Below are 17,413 nucleotides of genomic sequence, written 5' to 3'. Positions count from 1 at the left end.
AGGGGTGAGGCCGGTGCCGCGCAGACCGCTCGGGCAACTGGAGGCGGAGGTCCTCGCGGCGCTGGCCGGGCTCGGCGGCTCGGCGCGGACGGCGGAGCTGGTCGAGCGCCTCGACGGCGAGCCCGCCTACACCACGGTCAACACGATCCTGCACCGGCTGCACGAGAAGCGGCTCGTCACCCGGACCCGGGCCGGGCGGCACTACCGCTACCGGCTCGCCATCGACGAGTCCGAGCTGGTGGCGGGCCGCATGCGCGAGCACCTGCGGCTGGCGAGCGATCCCGGGACCGTGCTGAGCCGGTTCGTGAGCACGCTCAGCGACGAGGAGGCGCGCCAGCTGCGCGCGTTCCTCGAAGGCGCCGCCATCGAAGAGGGCGCCGTCACCGAGGGGCGGGGTGAGCGGGGGTGAGCTGGTTCACCTTCCTGCCGCTCGCCGTCATGCTGGCGCTGAGCGCCGTGCTCGGCCGGGTGCCGGTGCCGCTGCACCCGTCGTGGTCGGCGCGGCTGCTGGCCACGACCGGCGCGATGACGGCGGTCGCCGCGCTCGGCACCGGGGTGTTCGTGGCGATCAACTACGGGGCGACGCTGACACCGTCCGCCGCCGCGCACGTCCCCGAGTGGGCGCTGTTCGGCGACGACCGCCCGGTGCCCGACGTGGTGGGCCTCCCGGCGGCGCTGCTGACGGCCGCCGGGCTGCTCGTCGCCGGACGGGCCGCCCTGCGCTGGGCCCGCGAGCTGCGCGCGGCGAGGTCGCGGGCGCGGGCGCCGCTGGAGACCGAGGTGCCGATCGCGGTCGCGGTCCCCGGCCGGCACGGGGGAGTGCTGCTGTCGCGCGGGCTGCTGCGGCGGCTGGCCTCCGACGAGCTGCACGTGGTGTTCCAGCACGAGACCTCGCACCTGCGGCACCGCCACCACCGCTACCTGGCCTCCGGCGCGCTGGCCCGCGCGCTCCTGCCCGCGCTGCGCCCGCTGGACCGGCGGCTGCGCCTGGCCGTGGAGCGCTGGGCGGACGAGGACGCCGCCGAGGCCGTCGGCGACCGCGCGTTCGTCGCCCGCACGATCGCCAAGGTCGCCCTCGCCCATCCGCCCGCCGCTCCCGGCCCCGCCGCTCCCGGCCCCGGCCCCGCCGCCGCGTTCGCCGAGTCGGGCGTCATCGAGCGCGTCGAGGCGCTGCTCGACGCGCCGCCCGCCAAGAATTCCGTCACCGGACCGCTGCTGTTCATGGGCAACGGCGTCGTCACCAGCACGCTGACCGCCGCGACGCTCCAACTCGACCACGCCGTCGCGTCCGGCCTGCTGGCGCTGCTCGCGCTCCGCTGACGGGCCGGTTCAGAGTTCGAACTCGGCCGGGTCCAGGCCGACCGCGAAGCACGCCTCGCGGACCACGGCCTTCTCGCTCTCGTCGAAGTGGCCGTCCGCGCCGCCGATGATGATGCCGATCTGGATGACGGCGCGCGCCTCGGCGGGCTTCTTCTTGGTCTTGCCGATGTCCTGGAGGACCCCGACCTTCCCGAAGGCGAAGTCGGCCGTCAGCTTGGAGACGTAGTCGTTGAAGCGCCGCTGCAGGTCGTCGGCGGGGAAGTTCTGGAGCACCTCGTTGGAGGCGATGAGCGAGGCGGTCCGCTGCCGCTCGGACGGGTCGACGCTCCCGTCCGCCGCCGCCACGAGCGCGCACATCGCCATGCTCGCGTCCCGGAACGCCCCGCTCTTCAGTTCGTTCTTCTTGCTGAGGAGCTGCGTCTGCATGGTCTGTGTGGACTCGCGCAGCTTGTCCCAGAAAGGCATTGGTTCCTCCGGTCGTCGTCGGTCACCCCCGACCCTAGCCGACCTGCTACATCTGTAGCAGAAGCCTCGGACGCCGCCCACCGGCGCCTGGATCGCTCCCCGCGACCGTCTCCGGCCACCCGGCTGTACGGCGCGGAGCCGGGCGCGCACACTCGGGGCCGTCCCCGTCCGGCCGTTCGCCGGAGGCACGCGGAGTACCCCGGCGGCCCGTCCAGAACTGGAAACGCCATGCGCTCCCACGCCTTCAGGAGGCTCGGCCCGACGGCCGCCGTCGCCCTGGCCTCCCTCGCCGTCCTGTCATCCCAGCCCGCCTTCGCCGACGCGGCCCGCCCGGACCCGCAACTGCCCCGGTGCTCGATCCTGACGAACGTGCCGCAGGGCTTCCGCAAGATCGCCGACACCTACTTCACCTGCGAACTCTGCTTCAGGGACGGCGACTACGGCCTCGCCCACGGAAGCTGGACCGACTACCGCTGCAAGCTGTACTGGGCCGGCTTGGACGTCTTCGCCGCCCTGTACGTCTACCCCTGAGAACCCGGGCCGGGAAGGCCGGGTTCGCGTCACCCGTCACAGTTCGGAAAGACGTTCGACTGTAGGGTCTGGTCCGGTGTGTGCAATCGTCCATACCCTTTTCATGACGTGGCTGGTATCACCACCGAAGGCGGGGGATTTTTGCCACCATTGGCCGGGGAACGGGCAAACACATTGGAGTGATCATTGCTGTTCGTGGACGGCGTCCTCTCCCCGGCCGACCTCGCCGACCAACGGGTGGCCGATGTGCTCTACGCCGCCACCGACCGGGCGGGCGCGCGGGTCCGCACCGGCGACCTGCTCCACGCCGCGATCGACGCCGCCGACCAGGGCCTGCGTTCGATGCTCGCCCGCGCCTTGCAGGACGGCGCCTACCTTCGTGACCTGCAAGAAAGCATTCAGGCATACAATCCCGGCTCCGCCGGCGGTGGCGGTTTCGGCGGTCACCGCGAGGATTTCTCCGCCGAGGCCCTCGCCGCGCTCGACGCCTTCGTGGATCGGCTCGCGTCCTTCCCGCCGGCGGGCGACCACGCGAAGCGGCTCGGGCTGGAGTTGTTCGTCGCGTGCGTCCTGGCCCACCTCGACGCCGACGACCGCCTGTACCTGACGTTCCTGGACGCCGAGCGGGCCGCCGCCGCCCTCTTCGAGCAGGTCCGCGTCGCGGTCGAGCCGCTCCCGCCGCTGCTGGACGAGGCGTCCGGCCGGGTCCGCTCCGAGGAGTTCACCGAGGCGGCGTGGGCGGCGCTGGAGCAGTCCGGGGAGCAGGCCGCCGACCTCGGCTACGACCGCGTGCTGCCGCCGCACCTGCTGCTCGCCCTGCTCGCCGAGACCGAGGGCCCGGCCGAGCACCTCATGCGGTTGCAGGTGCCGCCGCAGCTCGGCCTGGCGAAGGTCGCCTCGTCGCTCGCCGACGCCTTCCGCATCGCGCAGCGCAAACGCGGCGCGCCCCCGCTCGCGCCGACCCGCGAGTCGTTCGGGCCGCCGCTGCTCGACCTGCTGGGGCGCGCGCAGCGCAGCGCGGCCGTCTGGGATTCGGAGCGCATCGACACCCCCCACCTGCTCGACGCCCTGCTGGCCGACCCGCCCGCCCGGCTCGTGTCGGTGTTCCAGGCCCCGCCGCTGAAGCTGAGCCTCGACCAGCTGCGCGCCCACCTCGACGAGGAGCTGCGGGAGGCCGGCGGCGCCGCGTCCCGCGAGAACGCGTTCCGGCTGCCCGCCGGCGCGGCGCCCTCGCAGGACCTGACCTGGCTCGCCCGCACCGAGGGCATCACGCCCGCCCTGCACCTCGACGGGTACGTGGAGCTGCTGAGCAAGGCCCTGCACCGCGTCACCGCGCCGCACGTCGTCATCACCGGCCTGCCCGGCGTGGGGACGACGACGCTGCTGCGGGAGCTGGCCCGGCGCGCCGCCGAGGGCGAGATCCCCTTCCTCGCGCGCAAGCGCTTCGTGCACGTCGACTGCGGCGACCTCGCCCCGGCCGACAGCGGGGAGGCGCTGACGCAGATCATCGACCACATCGCCGGGCGCACCGACGTGATCGTCTGCGCCGACGGGCTCGGCTCGCTGATCCGCGGGAAAGCCGGCACCGACCACCGGCTGACGCTCCGCAGCGCCCTGAAGCAGGGGCGCCTCCACCTCGTCGGCGTGATGTCGGCGCACGAGTTCGACGACCTGATCGGCTCCGACCGCACGCTGCGGGAGCTGGTCTCCCGGGTCGACATGGACGAGCCCGGCCAGGCCGAGGCGCAGGACATGGCCGCCAGCGCGGCGCGCGGGCTCGCGGCCGAGTTCGGCGTCGAGGTGGACGGGCGCGCGGTCGCCGACGCCGTCGCGCTGTCCGCCGACTTCATCCTCAACGAGCGGCAGCCGTCCAAGGCGATCCGCGTCCTGCGCCGCGCCTGCGACGACCTCCACTACCGCCGCACCCAGGCGGGGAGCGCGGACGCGCGGGTGGACACCGCCGACATCGTCGCCGTCGTCGCGGAGATCTCCGGGGTGCCCGCCGAGCAGATCTCGGGCACCGGCGGCGCGCGGATCGACTTCGAGCGCTCGCTCGGCGAGGTCGTCGTCGGGCAGGAGGAGGCGGTGCGGGTCGTCGCGAGCGAGCTGCGCCGGATCAAGCTGGGGCTGACCGGCGTCGGCGGGCGGCCCGCCTCGGTGATGCTGTTCGCGGGCCTCACCGGCGTCGGCAAGACCGAGCTGGCGAAGGCGGTCGCGCGGTTCTACTCCGCGTCCAAGCGGCTGCACACCTATCCGATGGAGAACTACGCCGAGCCGCACAGCATCTCGGGCATCATCGGCGCGCCGCCCGGCTACCACGGCCACGACCAGGGCGGCCGGCTCATCAACGACCTCAACTCCGACCCGTACTGCGTGTTCCTGCTGGACGAGGGGGAGAAGGCGCACCCCGAGGTGTGGCGGCCGTTCCTCAACCTGTTCGACGAGGGCTGGATCATCGACCAGCGCGGCGTCAAGGCGTTCGGCGACCGCGCCATCTTCATCATCACCTCCAACGCCGGGCACGAGACGATCGCGCGGCTGAGCGCGCAGGGGCGCTCGCAGGAGGAGATCACCGAGGCCGTCCGCCGCGACCTGCTGAACGTCCGCGACCGGACGCGCCAGGCGGTGTTCGCGCCTGAGTTCCTCGGCCGGCTGCGGCAGATCGTCGTGTTCCGCCCGCTGGACCGCGCCGCCATGACCGGGATCGCCCGGAAGCTGTTCGACGAGCAGCGCGCGTACTGGGGGCGGCGCGGCAAGGAGCTCGTGGTGCCGGACGCGCTCGTCGAGCACGTCGCCGACCGCAGCCACGAGGCCAACGAGCGCTCCGGCGGCACCGAGGGCGGCCGGATCGTCGCCAAGACGATCTCCCGGCTGGTGGAGGACGAGATCACCCGGACCATCGAGCGGCGGCAGGCGGAGTTCGAGAAGGGCGCGCGGATCGAGCTGGCGTTCCGGCCGGGCGCCGTCCCGCCCGTCGGCGTCGCCTTCGGCGGAGCCCCCGCATGACCGGCGGCGAGGCCGATGACCGCGAGCTGAAGGGCCTGCTCGGCCGGGTGATCGACGGACGCTACGAGCTGCGCGAGTTCATCGGCGGCGGCGCGTTCGGGGCCGTGTTCCGGGCGCAGCAGCGGCTGCTCGGCGTGCCCGTCCGGCAGGTCGCGGTGAAGCTGTCGCGCCGGGGCGGGCTGACCGAGGAGATCGCCCGCGACCAGTTCGCCGACGCGCTGCTGCTGGCGGGCGCGCTGGAGGAGATGACGGACGCGCAGGCGCGCGACCACCTGGTCGCGGTCTATGACGCCGGGGTCGCGCTGGAGGCGGGCCGCCGGGGGTTCCTCGTCATGGAGCACGTCCGGGGGCGGACGCTCGGGGAGGAGTTCGCCGCGTTCGGCGCCGGCGTGCCCGCCGCGTCGCTCATCCGGTGGGGACGCCAGATCTGCCTCGCGCTGCGAGGGCTGCACGGGCTCGTACCGGCGCTGCTGCACCGCGACCTGAAGCCCGACAACGTCCTGGTCGACGGGCTCACCGGCCGGGCGCGCGTCGTCGACTTCGGGCTGGCCGCCCGGCTGATCGAGCGCGGCCACGCGCCCGGCGCGGCGGGAGCGCTCCACTACATGGCGCCGGAGACGCTGAAGGGGGAGAGCGTCCCCGCGTCCGACCTGTACGCGGTCGGGATCATCCTCTACGAGGGGCTCACCGGCAAGCACCCCTACGGGCACCTCCACCCGCCGGACCGCGTCCCGGTCGCGCTGCACGGCGACTGGCTCCAGGAGGCGCGGCTCACCTGCGTGGTGCCCCCGCCGTCGGCGCTGAACTACACGGTCGGCCCGTCCTTGGACGACCTCGTGCTGCGCTGCCTCGACCCCGACCCGAGGCGCCGGTTCGCCTCGGCGGGCGAACTGCTGCGGGCGCTGGACGGGGCCGAGCGTCCCGCCGCCCCGCGCGCCAGCACGCCCGCGCAGCAGGTGGCCCGGCTGCTGGAGCAGGCCGACGCGCAGCTCGCCTCGGGGGAGGGCGGGGCCGCCGTCAGGTCGTGCCTGGACGCGTGGGAGGTCGTCGAGCGGCACCCGGCGGCGCTGCGCAGCCGCCGCGAGCGCGCCGACCTCGCCGCCCGGACGGCCCGCGCCTACGAACTCGACGGCAACGGCTTCCAGGCCGCGCGCTTCCGGCGGCGCCGCGACGCCGAGCTGAACGGGGGGCGCTGAGGTGCTCGGACGTGCCCTCGGGACCCGGCGGCTGCGCAGGGCGGTGCACAACGCCTCCGCCGACCACGACCCGGCGGGCGCGCTGGCGGCGCTGCGCGAGGTGCGCGCCGAGGTGTCGGGCGCGCTCGCGGACGTCGACGAGGCGGTGCTGGCCGAACTCGTCGGGACGACCGTGCGGCCCGCGCTCCTGCCGCTGCTCGTCGAGGCCGACTTCCACGAGCTGGAGCGGGTCGTCTTCCAGGTCGTGCGGGCCTCCGCCGAGCGGCACGAGCCGAGCGGCGTGTGGCGTCCGGTGCTCGCCGCCCGCGACGCGCGGCAGGAGTACGTCGCCGCGCGCGGGTTCCTGATGCGGGTCTACCCGATCCTCGACCCGCAGGACCCGGCCAAGCAGGAGGTCGCGACCGCGCTGGCGCGCCGCAGCGCGCTGCCCGGCGAGACCGAGGCGCCGGAGACCGAGCTGTCGATCTACGTGGACGCGCTGACCCGCGCGCCCACGTTCATGCGGGAGATCATCGACGTCGTCGCGTCGGTGCTGCGGGTCGACCTGGAGTCCGGCGAGCGGCGGATGGAGCAGGCGGCCGAGCTGGCGCTGGACCTGTCCAACCGGCGGATCGAGGCGCCCGGCCTCGACGCCGCGCTCGGCCTCGCCCACCTGATCGTCCTGGACCGGCCCGACACCGCGATCACCCATCTGACCAGGGCGCGGGACGCCGGGCGCAACGACGAGGCGTTCCGGACCATGCTGACCGCCGCCTACCTGCGGGCCGGCGACCGGGCGGCGGCCGAGGCGCTCGGCGGCCACGCGGCGGCCACCTCGTCCCGGTGGGCCAGGGAGATCGCCGTCCTGCTGTGGACGCTGACCTGGCTGGACGACCCGGCGAGCGAGGAGGCGCCCCCGGTCGGGGCCGCCGCGCTGCGCGACTTCGTGATCGGCAGGCTGACCGGGCCCTGGCTCGGCTACGCGGCCGGGCGCATGTTCCTGCTGGAGGGCGACCAGCGGAGCGCCGCGTCGCTGCTCATGCCGCTGGTCGCCGCCGACCCGGTCCGCGCGGAGTGGATCTACCACGCGGCCTGGGCGTGCCTGCTCACCGGCGACCGGGAGGGCGTCGCGCGGTGCTTCGACCGGGTGCGCGGCCAGCCCCTGGAGTGGGCGGTCGCCTGCCTCTGCCTCGACGCCGACCCGGAGAGCGACCGCGCCGAGGAGATCGCCGGCGTGGTGCGGGACGCGCCGCCGCCCTTCACCGCCCTCGCCGGGGTCCGCGCCGGGATGGCGCGCGGCGGGGGCGCCCGCGCGGAGCCGGAGCCCGATGAGGAACCGCCGTGGAACCCCGACGAGGGCGTGCTGCCCGAGCGGCTCGAAGCCTTCCGGACGGTCATGGCCCGCCATGTCGGCCGCAAGGACGACCGGCTCGCCCAGCTCGTCGCCCTGCCGCTGTTCGTCCGGCTCCCCGGCCAGGAGCGGCTGCTGTGGTCGGGGCTGGCCCTCCGCGCGACCGAGCCCGACCAGGGCCGCGAGCTGCTCGACCAGGCCGCGCGGACCTACGGCTACGGCCGGGCCGCGCTCGTCCTCGCCGCCTGGGACGCCGGGCTGAACCGTCCCGGGACGGCGCTGGAGCTGCTCGGCGACGGCGCCCCGCGCGCGGGCGTGAAGGCGGCGTCGCTGGCGGCCTGGGCCATGGCGCGCGACGGCCGGGACGCCGAGGCGTCGGAGCTCCTGCGCGAGCTGAAGGACCGCGGGCAGCACCAGGCGGGCTTCATGCTCGGGCAGCTCCGGATGCGCGCCGCCCTCGCCCGCCACGCCGCCGGCGACGCCGCCGAGGCGCGCCGGATCGCGGCGGAGGCCGCGTCCGAGCTGGCGGAGGCCGTCGCCACGGTTCCCGCCGCGACCAGCGAGATCGTGCGGCTGCTCGGCGGCGCCGCGGCGGCCTTCGCCGGGACCGGCGGCCGGGAGGCCCCCATCCCGCAGCCGTCCATGCAGGCCCACCCGTGGGCGGTCTGGATCCTCGGGATAGCCGCCGCCACGCGGGACCCCGCCGGGGCCGACCTCGGGCTGCTCGAATACCTGGTGATCCTGCTCGACCGCGACGAGCGGCTCGGCCCCGAGCCCTACCTCGACCTCGCGCGGGCCCTGGCGCTGGCCTGCCACCGCGGCCGCGACCGCGCCCGCACCGGGGCGCTGGTCGAGCTGCTCGGCCGCCTCGCGGCGCGGGCCCGGGGGCGCGACGACCTCGCCGAGGTCGTCGCGCTGCACGACCGCGCGGTCCTCGGGCACGCCCAGCGGGAGTCCGACGAGTCCGCGCCGTCCCTCCCGGCGGCCCCGGGCAGCGTCGCGGTCGCGATCGTCCAGGCGGCCCGCGCCCTGCACGGCGGCGACCCGGCGGAGGCGGCGCGGCTGCTGCGCGAGGCCGGTGGCGGCGACGCCGCCGACGCCTGGATCTGCGTGGTCCTCGCGGGCGCGGTCGAGGGCACCCCCGTCGCGGACGCCGCGGCCGAGCCGCCCCTGGACGAGCTGTCCGCGCGGGCCCGGATGGCCGTCCACCTCGCGCGGGCGGCGAGCCTGTCGGTGGACGAGCCGGACCGCTGCCTGGAGCAGGTCGCCGCGCTGCTGTCGTCCCCCGGCGCGGAGGCGGTCTCCCGGCTGGTCGACATCGACCGCGTCCTGCCCATGCTGTGCGCGGCGAAGGGCGCCCCGAAAGGCGGCGCGCGGCGGGGGTCCTCGCCGCTGGCCGAGTTCGTGGAGCGGCTGGCCGAGACGCCGGGGGTGCGGTTCGACCCGGTCGTGCTCGCCCGCTGCGCCACGGCGACCGGCGCCCTGGACGCCGCCGACCGGCTGTGGCGGCGGGCCCTTTCCGCCGAGCCCGATCCGCCCGCGCCGCTGCGCGAGGAATTCGCCCGCCTCCTCTGCCACCGCGCCCAGCGCGCCCGCCAGAACGGCTCCCCTCTCGACGCGGCGGGACTTCTCCGGCAGGCCGGTCAGGTGCTGTCGTCCGGTCCCATTCCAGAAGGGACGCCCGCGTGAGATCCAAGCCGTCCGCCGACGAACTGTTCGCGCTCGCCGACGCCCTGGAACTGGAGGCGTGCACGGACCGGCTGATCGCCCTGGAATCGCTGGAGCCGCCGGAGGCGATGAAACGCACCGGCCGTTACCGCAGGCTCGAAGCCGCCATTGAGCAGAACGGCGACCTGCGGGCGGCCCTGCTCCGGGAGACCGACGCCGAGGCGGCCCGGCAATGGGCCCGGCATCTGGAGGTGGGCGGCCCCGACATCGACGTCTACCATTCGCTCGCGGTCGCCTACCGGGAAAGGGCGTTCCGGCGGCTCGCCGGCCCCGGCCCGGCGGAGGCGGAGCTGGAGGCGGCCACCGCCCTCTGGTTCCTGCTGCTGGCCAGCCCGGCGTTCTGGGAGCGCCAAGGCGACGTGGACGACGAGTCGCGCGTCCGTTCACAGCTCGCGACCGAACTGCTGGAGATCCACGCCCGCCAGGGCGCCCGCGCCCTGGCGGCGGGCGAGCACGCGGTCGCCCGCACGCACCTGAACTGCCTCGCCGCCTGCCGGTCGGGCAGCGAGGCGGTCGAGGAGCTGCTCCGGCGGCAGAGCGTCCCCTACGACTACGCGGTGGACCGCGAACGCGCGGACGAGATCGCCGCCGTCGCCGCCGGACTCCTCGACGCGTGGTGCGCCGACGTCGTCCAGACCGCCGAACGGATCACCACCGAACCCGAGCGGCTGACCCGGCTTCCGGAGGGGCTGCCCGCCGACTACGCGGCGGGAATCGAGCACCTGGGGCCGTTCCTGAGCCTCGGGGTCCCGTTCAAACAGGCATTGCGCACATGCCTCGGCTGGTACAACTCGTGGTGCGATTTCATGCTGGTCGACGGCGGGCGCCCGAAGGTCAAGACGGTCGTCGACCAGGCCCGTTCCTGCGCGGACGAACTCGCCGCCATCTGTGAAAAGGGAGACTCACTGAAGATCGAGAATCAGGCCCTCGCGGAGCACCACCTCTTCCGCGCCGCCGCGCTGGATCCGGGGCCCGGTCAGGAACGCGAGCTGACCGCCGCGCTGGAATGGAGCCCGGCCAACAGCGAGGCCACCACCTGGCTCGAAAGAATCCGTTCGCGATAGGAGAGGGAGGGCTGGAGAAATGAGCAACCAGACGGGGCGCAACCCCTTCCACGCGCTCGGGCTGCCCGTCGACGCCGACCGGGAACTCATCGTCGAACGCGGCCAGGAGATGGCCGACCTCGCCACGAGCGACGAGGAGCGCGACGTCTACCGCTGGGCCGTGGGCGAGCTGATCCACGACGAGGCCGCCCGCAGGGTCCACGCGATCCTCGAAGTCCCCGGGACCGACTACGACGACGACCGGTGGGCCCGGTTCGAGCGCCGGCACCGCGCGAGCCCGGTGGACCCCGCGGCGCTGCGCGCCGCGGGCCGGCCCTCGCCCGAGGTGTTCGACATCCCGCAGATCATCGACGTCGTCCTGGACTGGATGCTCACCCCGCCCGAGGTGGACGTCGACGAGGCCGTCCGGCACGTGCCCGTCCGGCCCCGGCTCGACGAGCCCCCGCTGGAGGTGTCCGATGTCCTCTTCGGATGAGGCCGGGCCGGTGCCCGAGGACCTGCCCTACGGATGGGACGCGTTCGAGGAGCGCCCGGCCCCTCCGGACCCGGCGCTCGTCTCGCCCGCCGCCGAGATGGGCGCGGCGCTGCAACTCCACCGGTCCGCGCTCAGCGCCGAGCGGGGCCGGTCCCAGGCCGCGCTCGACCAGGCGCTCGACATGGCCTACGACCAGGTGGCCCTGCTCGCCCGGTGGGACGTGGCGCTGAACCGCCACCGGGACGCGCTCGCCGAGGCCGGGCTCGGCCGCGTCCATCAGGAGTTCCGGCTGCTGAAGGACGAGGCGCTCGACCTGCTGCGCCGGGGCGGCGTCACCTACGAGGACCCCACCGACCGCCCGCTCGCCGAGGTGGAGGACCGGGTCGAGGTGAAGGGCTGGAAGTACGGCGCCGAGTACACGGCCGAGGTCGTGGCGCGGACGATCGAGCCGGTCGTGCTGCGCGAGGGGGCGGTGGTCCGCCCCGGGCTGGTGCTGATGGGGGCGCCCGAGCCCGAAGAAGAAGAGCGGGACGCAACCGGCGACCACGACGAGGATGGGGAAGGCACGCGATGACACAGGTCGTGAGCAAGGCGGTCGGCATCGACCTCGGCACCACCAACAGCGCCGTCGCCATCATGGATCCGACCGACACCGACATCGTCATCCACCGCGATCCGGTCACCAAGTTCCGCACGACGCCGAGCTGCGTCTGGCGCTCGGGCCCGGACGCCGAGCTGGTCGTCGGCCGCCGGGCGCGCAACCAGGTGGGCCGCCGCCCCGAGCCGATCACCTCGATCAAGCGGAGCATGGGGCAGCCGGACAGCGTGCGGCTCGCGGGGGCGCCGATCACGCCCGAGGCGGTGTCGGCGGCGATCCTCGCGGAGATGAAGCGCCAGATCGAGGAGGACGTCGCGCGCTTCGAGACCTCCGACACGACCTGGCAGGTCGACCGCGCCATCGTCACCGTGCCCGCCTACTTCGACCAGCCGCAGATCGACGCGACCCGCCGGGCCGCCGAGATGGCGGGCCTGGAATGCCTGGAGCTGCTGCACGAGCCGACGGCCGCCGCGTCCCACCACTGCTGGCGCACCGGCCGCCGCGACGGGACCTTCATGGTCTACGACCTCGGCGGCGGGACGTTCGACGTCAGCGTCGTGCGGTGCACGGCCGGGGTCTACGAGGTGCTCGGCATCAGCGGCAACAACCGGCTGGGCGGGGACGACATCGACGCCGACTTCACCCGCCACCTGCTGGAGATGCTCTGCGCCGAGGGCGCGGCGCTCGACCTCGACCCGCACGGCGACGCCGACGACCGGCTGCTGTTCGACGACATCAAGCGGCTCGCCGAGGGCGTGAAGGTCGGGCTGTCCAGCGAGCCCGACTACGCCTGGCGCGAGAACGGGCGGATCCTCGACAAGGCGGGCGACCCCGTGCTGATCGAGGCGGTCATCGAGCGGTCCGAGCTGGACGCGGTCGTCCGCCCGCACGTCGAGCGGACGCTCGCCTACTGCCACGAGGCCCTCGAACGCGCCCAGGAGAAGGCGGGCATCTCGCTGTCGGACGTGGACGAGATCATCCTCGCGGGCGGCTCCACGCACATCCCGCTCGTCCGGGAGATGGTGGCCACCGAGCTGTGCGCGGGAGCCAAGTGCGACGAGCCCGTCTACGAGCAGGTCGACACGGTCGTGGCGATGGGCGCCGCGATCCGCGCGGCGGTGACCGGCGGGCTGTCGGTCTACGACTCCGGACGCACCGTCCGGGTCTCCTTCCGCGGCACCTCGGCCAGCGCGCGGGAGACCACGCACGTCGGCGGGACGGTCGAGTCGCTCACCGGCGAGCACGACCTCACCGGCGGGTACGTCAAGCTCCAGACCCCCGACGGCGTCGAGGACGACTCCGACATCGGCCCGCGCGGCAGCTTCGCCTTCAAGGGCGTCGCCCTCCGGCAGGGCGTGGAGACCATGCTCGGGTTCGAGGTGTTCGACCGCGACGACCGGCTCGTGGCGGCGGTCGGGCGTCCGATCACCCAGAGCGAGGAGGCGCGCCGGCTGCCCGGCGTGAGCAACACCGCCGTCTGCCCCAAGGCCATCCTGCTGGAGGTCAACCAGGCGGGCCAGAAGCGCCGCAAGACGCTGATCCCCGAGCTCCAGGAACTGCCGACGAGCGCGGAGTTCGACTTCTCCCACCCCGGCGACACCGAGACGCTGCTGCTCCCCATCTACCAGCGGAGCAAGAACATCCAGGTGATCCGGGTCCCGGTGGACTCCTCGACGCCGCGCGGCACCCGGATCCACCTTGAGGTGCAGATGGACCGCCACTCCTACCTCACCGCCCAGGGCACGATCGGCGACCAGCCGTTCGAGTTCGACGTGCAGGCCCCGGCGGAGCGCGCGATGCCGAGCCCCGACGAGGTCACCGGCCTGGAGCAGGGGTTCCAGGACGCCGCGTCCTTCCTGCCCGCCGGGCGCCGCGCCACCGTCTCCATCCAGTTCGACATGGCGCTCAAGGCCTACAGGCGGTCGCAGGAGACCGGCGACGAGAAGGGCGCGGTGCACGAGTTCGAGCAGATGGAGGAGATCCTCGCCGGCATCCAGGTGGCCAGTGCGCCGCTCCAGCCGCTGAAGGGCGACTTCGACAAGATCGTCAGCGACTGCGACGAGATCAACTCCTACCTCGCGGGCGCCGACAAGGTCCACGACGCGCAGGAGATGAGCCGTTCGATCGAGGCCCAGCGGGTCCGGGGCGAGAAGGCGTACCGGGAGAGCGACCAGGCCGCCTACAGCGAGGTCTTCCGGCAGCTGGAGGCCTACCGGTCCTACCTCCTCGACCGCTACCGGCAGAACAAGCCGGCGGGCACCGAGATGTCGCCGGAGGAGCGGGCGTCGCTGATCGTGCAGATCGCGGAGGAGGAGGCCGAGACCGTCCACCGCAACACCGTGCTCGCCGGGCGGGACGACCTGCGCGCCACCGTCGAGGGCATCCGGCGGGACCTGAAGGAGCTCGGCGGCCGGGCCACCCGCGACCCCCAGTCCGTCATCCAGCGGGCCGTGCGGACGCGCGACGAGCTGGAGCGGATCAACAACCTGCTCCAGTCGGCGCCCGGCGAGGCCGACGGCAAGCTCTTCGAGGACTTCTAGGAGCGCCGATGAACGCGGTGACGGTGAAATGCCCCTTCCCCCGGTGCGGGGCGGAGAACGACCACGACGCGGCCGAATGCGGCAGGTGCGGGGCGCCGGTCCGGAGCTACGCCCTGCTCTCGGGCTACTCCGCGCACCTGTTCAACCGCGGCCTCGCGGCGGCGCGGGAGAACCGGCTCGCGGAGGCCCACGGCTACTTCGCGGCGGTGGTGCACTGGTGCCCGTCCGACATCGAGGCGCGCAACGCGTTCGCGCTCGCCTGCCAGGCGCTCGGGCACGCCGGCGAGGCCCGGGACGCCTGGGAGGAGGTGCTGCGCCGCAGGCCGGGCGACCGGCTCGCGGGCCTCGGCCTCACCCGGGCGGCGGCCCCTGATCCTCCTGCGCCGCTTCCCGATCCTCCGCCGAGCGGGGCTCCGGCACCGGCTCCTCCGGCGGAGGCTCCCGCTCGATCGTCCGAAGGTCCCTGAGCAGGCGGCCGGTGTCCACGCCGAGCCGGTCGAGAAAGATGTGGGCGGCGGACCGGGAGTCCGACAGCAGGGCGCTCAGGACCGCCGCCTCGCCGATCGGCGCGCCCGCGCCGCCGTCCCAGGCCGTCGCGAGCGCGCCGAAGGAGCGCTGGGTGAACTTGCCGGGCCTGATGCCCGGCGCGTAGAGGACGTGGAGCGCGTCCTCGGCCGCGCCGCCCTGCGCCTCCAGCGCCCGGCGCAGCACCGTGCTGCCCGCCGCGGCGAACCCCTGGAGGAAGGTGTGCGACTCGACGACCCTCCGCTTGCCCGCCGCCAGGATCAGGGCCGCGGTGACGGCCCTGGCCGTGCCGTCCGCGAGGAGGCCGGGGGGCAGCCTGCCGTCCGCGTCGAGCCTGCCGGTGAGGCCGCCGGGTGAGGACTTGACGGCCGCCGCGTTCGCCGCCGGCACGACCTTCGTGTCGGTGTCGGCGGGGGTGACGGCTCCGGTCAGGGTGTCGGCCGCGGCCCCCGTGTCGGTGGCGGTGTCGGTCGCCGTGTCCGGCTGCGTCGTCGTGTCCGTCGCGGAGGCTTCGGGCTCGGCCGCGGGGGCGACGGCCGCGTCGGGGCAGAACAGCTGCTGCACGGTGACGCCGACGGCCTCGGGGATCTCCGCCGAGGTACCGCCGTCGGTGCCCGCGAACGCGAGCGCGATGTCGCGCGGGCTGATGACCGTGCGGCCCTGGGCCGCCGCGTCCTCCTCGGCCTGGAGCAGGACGCCGTGGACGGTGTCGGACAGCTCGATCTCCTCCGAGCGCCGCTCCCCGGCCTCGTCCCGCGTCCCGACGAACATGTGCAGGATCGCGGAGAGCATGGCCAGCCGTTCGGCGCCCACCCCGCGCACCATCGTGGCCTGGAGCTCGGTCTCGGTGATGAGGGCGAAGAGCAGTTCGACGGAGGTGACCAGGCCGCTGGACTCCGCGACGACGTAGGCGCGGCGCAGCAGCTCGATCGCCGCGTCGGAATAGCTCGTCTGCCCTTCCTCCTCCGCCGGCGGCGCGGGGGCCGCCGGGGGCGCTCCGCCGGTGATGTGCACCCCGGGGTTGCTGTAGAGGAGGAAGGAGGCCCACCCGGCGTCGGCCTCGTTCAGCAGCGCGTGGCGCGCCCTGCGCACCGCCGAGCCGGCCGTCTGGTCCTCCAGCAGCCGCTGGTAGAACTCCTCGGCGAAGAGTTTGGCGCTGCGCTCGGAGACCTCGGCCCTGGTGCCCACGACCACCTTCGCGCCCATCGTCAGGAACGACAGGCACAGGTTCGCGATCGGACGGGCGGACTGGCAGCCGTTGACGAACACCACGGGCGGCGCCCCCGCCATCGTGGCGATCCGCAGCGCGGCCTCGTTCAGGATCTCGCGGCCGTGCAGCATCAGGCCGCTGTCGGCGGGCTTGCTGGTGAGGGAGACGTGCCCGCAGTAGTGCAGCAGGTCGAAGGAGGTCGCCCTGAGCTGCTTGACCACGCTGACCAGCGTGGCCCGCGCGCCCAGCAGCAGCGTGCACTCCGTCCCGCGCTCGGTCAGCCACTTGGCGACGTGCTCGGCCTCCGACCGCGCCATGGGCTGGTCCCCGAGCGGGTCGCCGACGATCAGCGCGCGCTCGATGCGGCCCACCTCCCGGCCGCTGACCGGGAGCTTCCGCACGATCGAGCCCTGCCCGAGGTCCTGGGTGAGGCCGAGGAAGTCCGTCCCGTCGTGGAGCAGGTCCCAGGGGACCACCGACTCGTCGGTCCGCACGAGCAGCGGGCCCTGCGAGAGGCGTATGCGGGTCGCGATCTCGGGCTCGCCGTCGCCCTGCGCCGAACGGAACAGCAGCTGGTACAGCAGTTGCCCGTGCTCGGTGAGCTTCGCGCGGTGGTCCACGCGGCCGCCCGGCGCCGGGTCGTCGTTCGTCGCCCTGTCCAGCGCCGACCGCAGCACGTTGTTGATGTCGGTGCAGACGGCCTCGACGAGCGCCTGGGGGATCTCGACCGAGTTCTCGTACTCCAGCGCGCCGCCGACCCCGCTGCCGGCGGTGCGCAGATCGTAGGAGTAGCGGGTCTTGTCGTCGTTCCGGCTGACCATGACGCGCAGCATGGTCACCGGTTCAGCCGCCGTCATGGCCCCCCGCATTGCCGTGCCGGTCGATGAACCGCTCGATGATCTGGGTCTCGGCGGGGGTCGGCGGGCTGGTCACGGTGACGGAGTTCCCGTCGATCGTGAGCGTGATCGAGGGCGGCGTCTCGGTTTGGCGTGGGGTCCGCTGGAGCCAGATCTGCACGATCTGGACCACGGTGGCGATCGTGGCGACCGATTCCACGACCAGGCCGAAGATCTCCGTCGTCGAGGCCCGCCGCCCGGGGGGCGGCGTCGCGACGTTCACCTCGTGGATCTTGACGACGCCGGCGTCCGGGGTGTCCTGCAGCGCGTCCCGCAGCCCGCGGCGCAGTCGCTCCGCGTCATGGTGATCGTCGACTCCGTCGAGTCTCAGTTCGAATTCCAGATGGGGGCTCATACGGATTCATCCTCTGCGGAGGCGTTCGACCAGGGACGACCTTAACTCTGCCACCGACCGCGCGCCGAAATCGAGCGGTTCGCCATGAACGCGGTGGACGTGAGATCACACGTTGTATGTCCAGTCTAAAGCCTCGGGTCTGATCACCATTGAGACCTTTGGGCGAGGCGGCGG

14 protein-coding genes are annotated in these 17,413 nt (G+C 74.0%); 11 read left to right on the top strand and 3 right to left on the bottom strand.

Going from position 1 to position 17,413, the window contains the following annotated elements; all coding sequences use genetic code 11:
* Positions 1-13 precede the first annotated feature (13 nt).
* Together GNZ18_RS01250 and GNZ18_RS01245 are read left to right on the top strand one after the other, a co-directional pair.
* Positions 14-409 carry a BlaI/MecI/CopY family transcriptional regulator gene (locus GNZ18_RS01250; RefSeq protein WP_214616317.1) on the top strand — a complete coding sequence of 132 codons (396 nt, stop codon included), beginning with the start codon at positions 14-16 and terminating at the stop codon, positions 407-409.
* A complete protein-coding gene (locus GNZ18_RS01245) occupies positions 406-1,320 on the top strand; it encodes a M48 family metalloprotease (RefSeq protein ID WP_312874240.1) in 915 nt (304 codons plus the stop codon). Before GNZ18_RS01250 ends, GNZ18_RS01245 begins: the two co-directional genes overlap by 4 nt.
* A gap of 9 nt (positions 1,321-1,329) precedes the next feature.
* Here GNZ18_RS01245 and GNZ18_RS01240 read toward each other — a convergent pair whose 3' ends face one another.
* Positions 1,330-1,785 carry a tellurite resistance TerB family protein gene (locus tag GNZ18_RS01240; RefSeq protein WP_156214204.1) on the bottom strand — a complete coding sequence of 152 codons (456 nt, stop codon included), beginning with the start codon at positions 1,783-1,785 and terminating at the stop codon, positions 1,330-1,332.
* A gap of 228 nt (positions 1,786-2,013) precedes the next feature.
* On the opposite strand from GNZ18_RS01240, the gene GNZ18_RS01235 reads away from it, so the two are divergent.
* The 9 genes from GNZ18_RS01235 (at position 2,014) to GNZ18_RS01195 (ending at position 14,720) form a co-directional block, all read left to right on the top strand.
* Positions 2,014-2,316, top strand: coding sequence for a hypothetical protein (locus GNZ18_RS01235; protein ID WP_156214203.1), 303 nt, complete (start codon positions 2,014-2,016; stop codon positions 2,314-2,316).
* Positions 2,317-2,511: 195 nt separating this feature from the next.
* Entirely contained in the window at positions 2,512-5,322 is a 2,811-nt protein-coding gene (locus GNZ18_RS01230) for an AAA family ATPase (RefSeq protein WP_312874294.1), read from the top strand.
* Positions 5,319-6,518 (top strand): serine/threonine-protein kinase, encoded by a 1,200-nt coding sequence (locus tag GNZ18_RS01225; protein WP_156214201.1) that lies wholly within the window; start codon positions 5,319-5,321, stop codon positions 6,516-6,518. The genes GNZ18_RS01230 and GNZ18_RS01225 overlap by 4 nt, the downstream gene beginning before the upstream one ends.
* A 1-nt stretch (position 6,519) precedes the next feature.
* The gene (locus tag GNZ18_RS01220; protein WP_156214200.1) at positions 6,520-9,537 is read left to right on the top strand and encodes a hypothetical protein; all 3,018 of its coding nucleotides are present in this window, start codon (positions 6,520-6,522) and stop codon (positions 9,535-9,537) included.
* Positions 9,534-10,640, top strand: a complete 1,107-nt coding sequence (locus tag GNZ18_RS01215) for a hypothetical protein (protein ID WP_156214199.1) — start codon at positions 9,534-9,536, stop codon at positions 10,638-10,640. Before GNZ18_RS01220 ends, GNZ18_RS01215 begins: the two co-directional genes overlap by 4 nt.
* Before the next feature lie 19 nt (positions 10,641-10,659).
* Positions 10,660-11,115 carry a hypothetical protein gene (locus GNZ18_RS01210; RefSeq protein WP_156214198.1) on the top strand — a complete coding sequence of 152 codons (456 nt, stop codon included), beginning with the start codon at positions 10,660-10,662 and terminating at the stop codon, positions 11,113-11,115.
* Positions 11,099-11,689, top strand: coding sequence for a hypothetical protein (locus tag GNZ18_RS01205; protein WP_156214197.1), 591 nt, complete (start codon positions 11,099-11,101; stop codon positions 11,687-11,689). The genes GNZ18_RS01210 and GNZ18_RS01205 overlap by 17 nt, the downstream gene beginning before the upstream one ends.
* Positions 11,686-14,253 carry an Hsp70 family protein gene (locus GNZ18_RS01200; protein WP_156214196.1) on the top strand — a complete coding sequence of 856 codons (2,568 nt, stop codon included), beginning with the start codon at positions 11,686-11,688 and terminating at the stop codon, positions 14,251-14,253. Before GNZ18_RS01205 ends, GNZ18_RS01200 begins: the two co-directional genes overlap by 4 nt.
* An 8-nt stretch (positions 14,254-14,261) precedes the next feature.
* Entirely contained in the window at positions 14,262-14,720 is a 459-nt protein-coding gene (locus GNZ18_RS01195) for a hypothetical protein (protein ID WP_156214195.1), read from the top strand.
* Here the strand turns inward: GNZ18_RS01195 and GNZ18_RS01190 are convergent.
* Both GNZ18_RS01190 and GNZ18_RS01185 read right to left on the bottom strand, forming a co-directional pair.
* A complete protein-coding gene (locus GNZ18_RS01190; protein ID WP_156214194.1) occupies positions 14,605-16,845 on the bottom strand; it encodes a CHAT domain-containing protein in 2,241 nt (746 codons plus the stop codon). The two genes, GNZ18_RS01195 and GNZ18_RS01190, sit on opposite strands and share 116 nt — an antisense overlap.
* Positions 16,832-17,239: an effector-associated constant component EACC1 gene (locus GNZ18_RS01185; RefSeq protein ID WP_156214193.1), complete on the bottom strand. Its 408-nt coding sequence runs from the start codon at positions 17,237-17,239 to the stop codon at positions 16,832-16,834. The genes GNZ18_RS01190 and GNZ18_RS01185 overlap by 14 nt, the downstream gene beginning before the upstream one ends.
* Between the last annotated feature and the right edge of the window lie 174 nt (positions 17,240-17,413).

Source organism: Actinomadura litoris (assembly GCF_009733595.1).
In the GTDB taxonomy this organism is placed as follows: Bacteria; Actinomycetota; Actinomycetes; order Streptosporangiales; family Streptosporangiaceae; genus Spirillospora; species Spirillospora litoris.
Note: the sequence above shows the minus strand (reverse complement) of the source record. Positions and strands in the feature narration are given on the sequence as shown.

What these genes read in the sequence shown, in the direction of transcription:
- GNZ18_RS01195 (WP_156214195.1), top strand. Translation starts at nt 14,262, where the DNA reads ATGAACGCGGTGACGGTGAAATGCCCCTTCCCCCGGTGCGGGGCGGAG.
- GNZ18_RS01190 (WP_156214194.1), bottom strand. Translation starts at nt 16,845, where the DNA reads ATGACGGCGGCTGAACCGGTGACCATGCTGCGCGTCATGGTCAGCCGG.
- GNZ18_RS01235 (WP_156214203.1), top strand. Translation starts at nt 2,014, where the DNA reads ATGCGCTCCCACGCCTTCAGGAGGCTCGGCCCGACGGCCGCCGTCGCC.
- GNZ18_RS01200 (WP_156214196.1), top strand. Translation starts at nt 11,686, where the DNA reads ATGACACAGGTCGTGAGCAAGGCGGTCGGCATCGACCTCGGCACCACC.
- GNZ18_RS01205 (WP_156214197.1), top strand. Translation starts at nt 11,099, where the DNA reads ATGTCCTCTTCGGATGAGGCCGGGCCGGTGCCCGAGGACCTGCCCTAC.
- GNZ18_RS01225 (WP_156214201.1), top strand. Translation starts at nt 5,319, where the DNA reads ATGACCGGCGGCGAGGCCGATGACCGCGAGCTGAAGGGCCTGCTCGGC.
- GNZ18_RS01185 (WP_156214193.1), bottom strand. Translation starts at nt 17,239, where the DNA reads ATGAGCCCCCATCTGGAATTCGAACTGAGACTCGACGGAGTCGACGAT.
- GNZ18_RS01210 (WP_156214198.1), top strand. Translation starts at nt 10,660, where the DNA reads ATGAGCAACCAGACGGGGCGCAACCCCTTCCACGCGCTCGGGCTGCCC.
- GNZ18_RS01240 (WP_156214204.1), bottom strand. Translation starts at nt 1,785, where the DNA reads ATGCCTTTCTGGGACAAGCTGCGCGAGTCCACACAGACCATGCAGACG.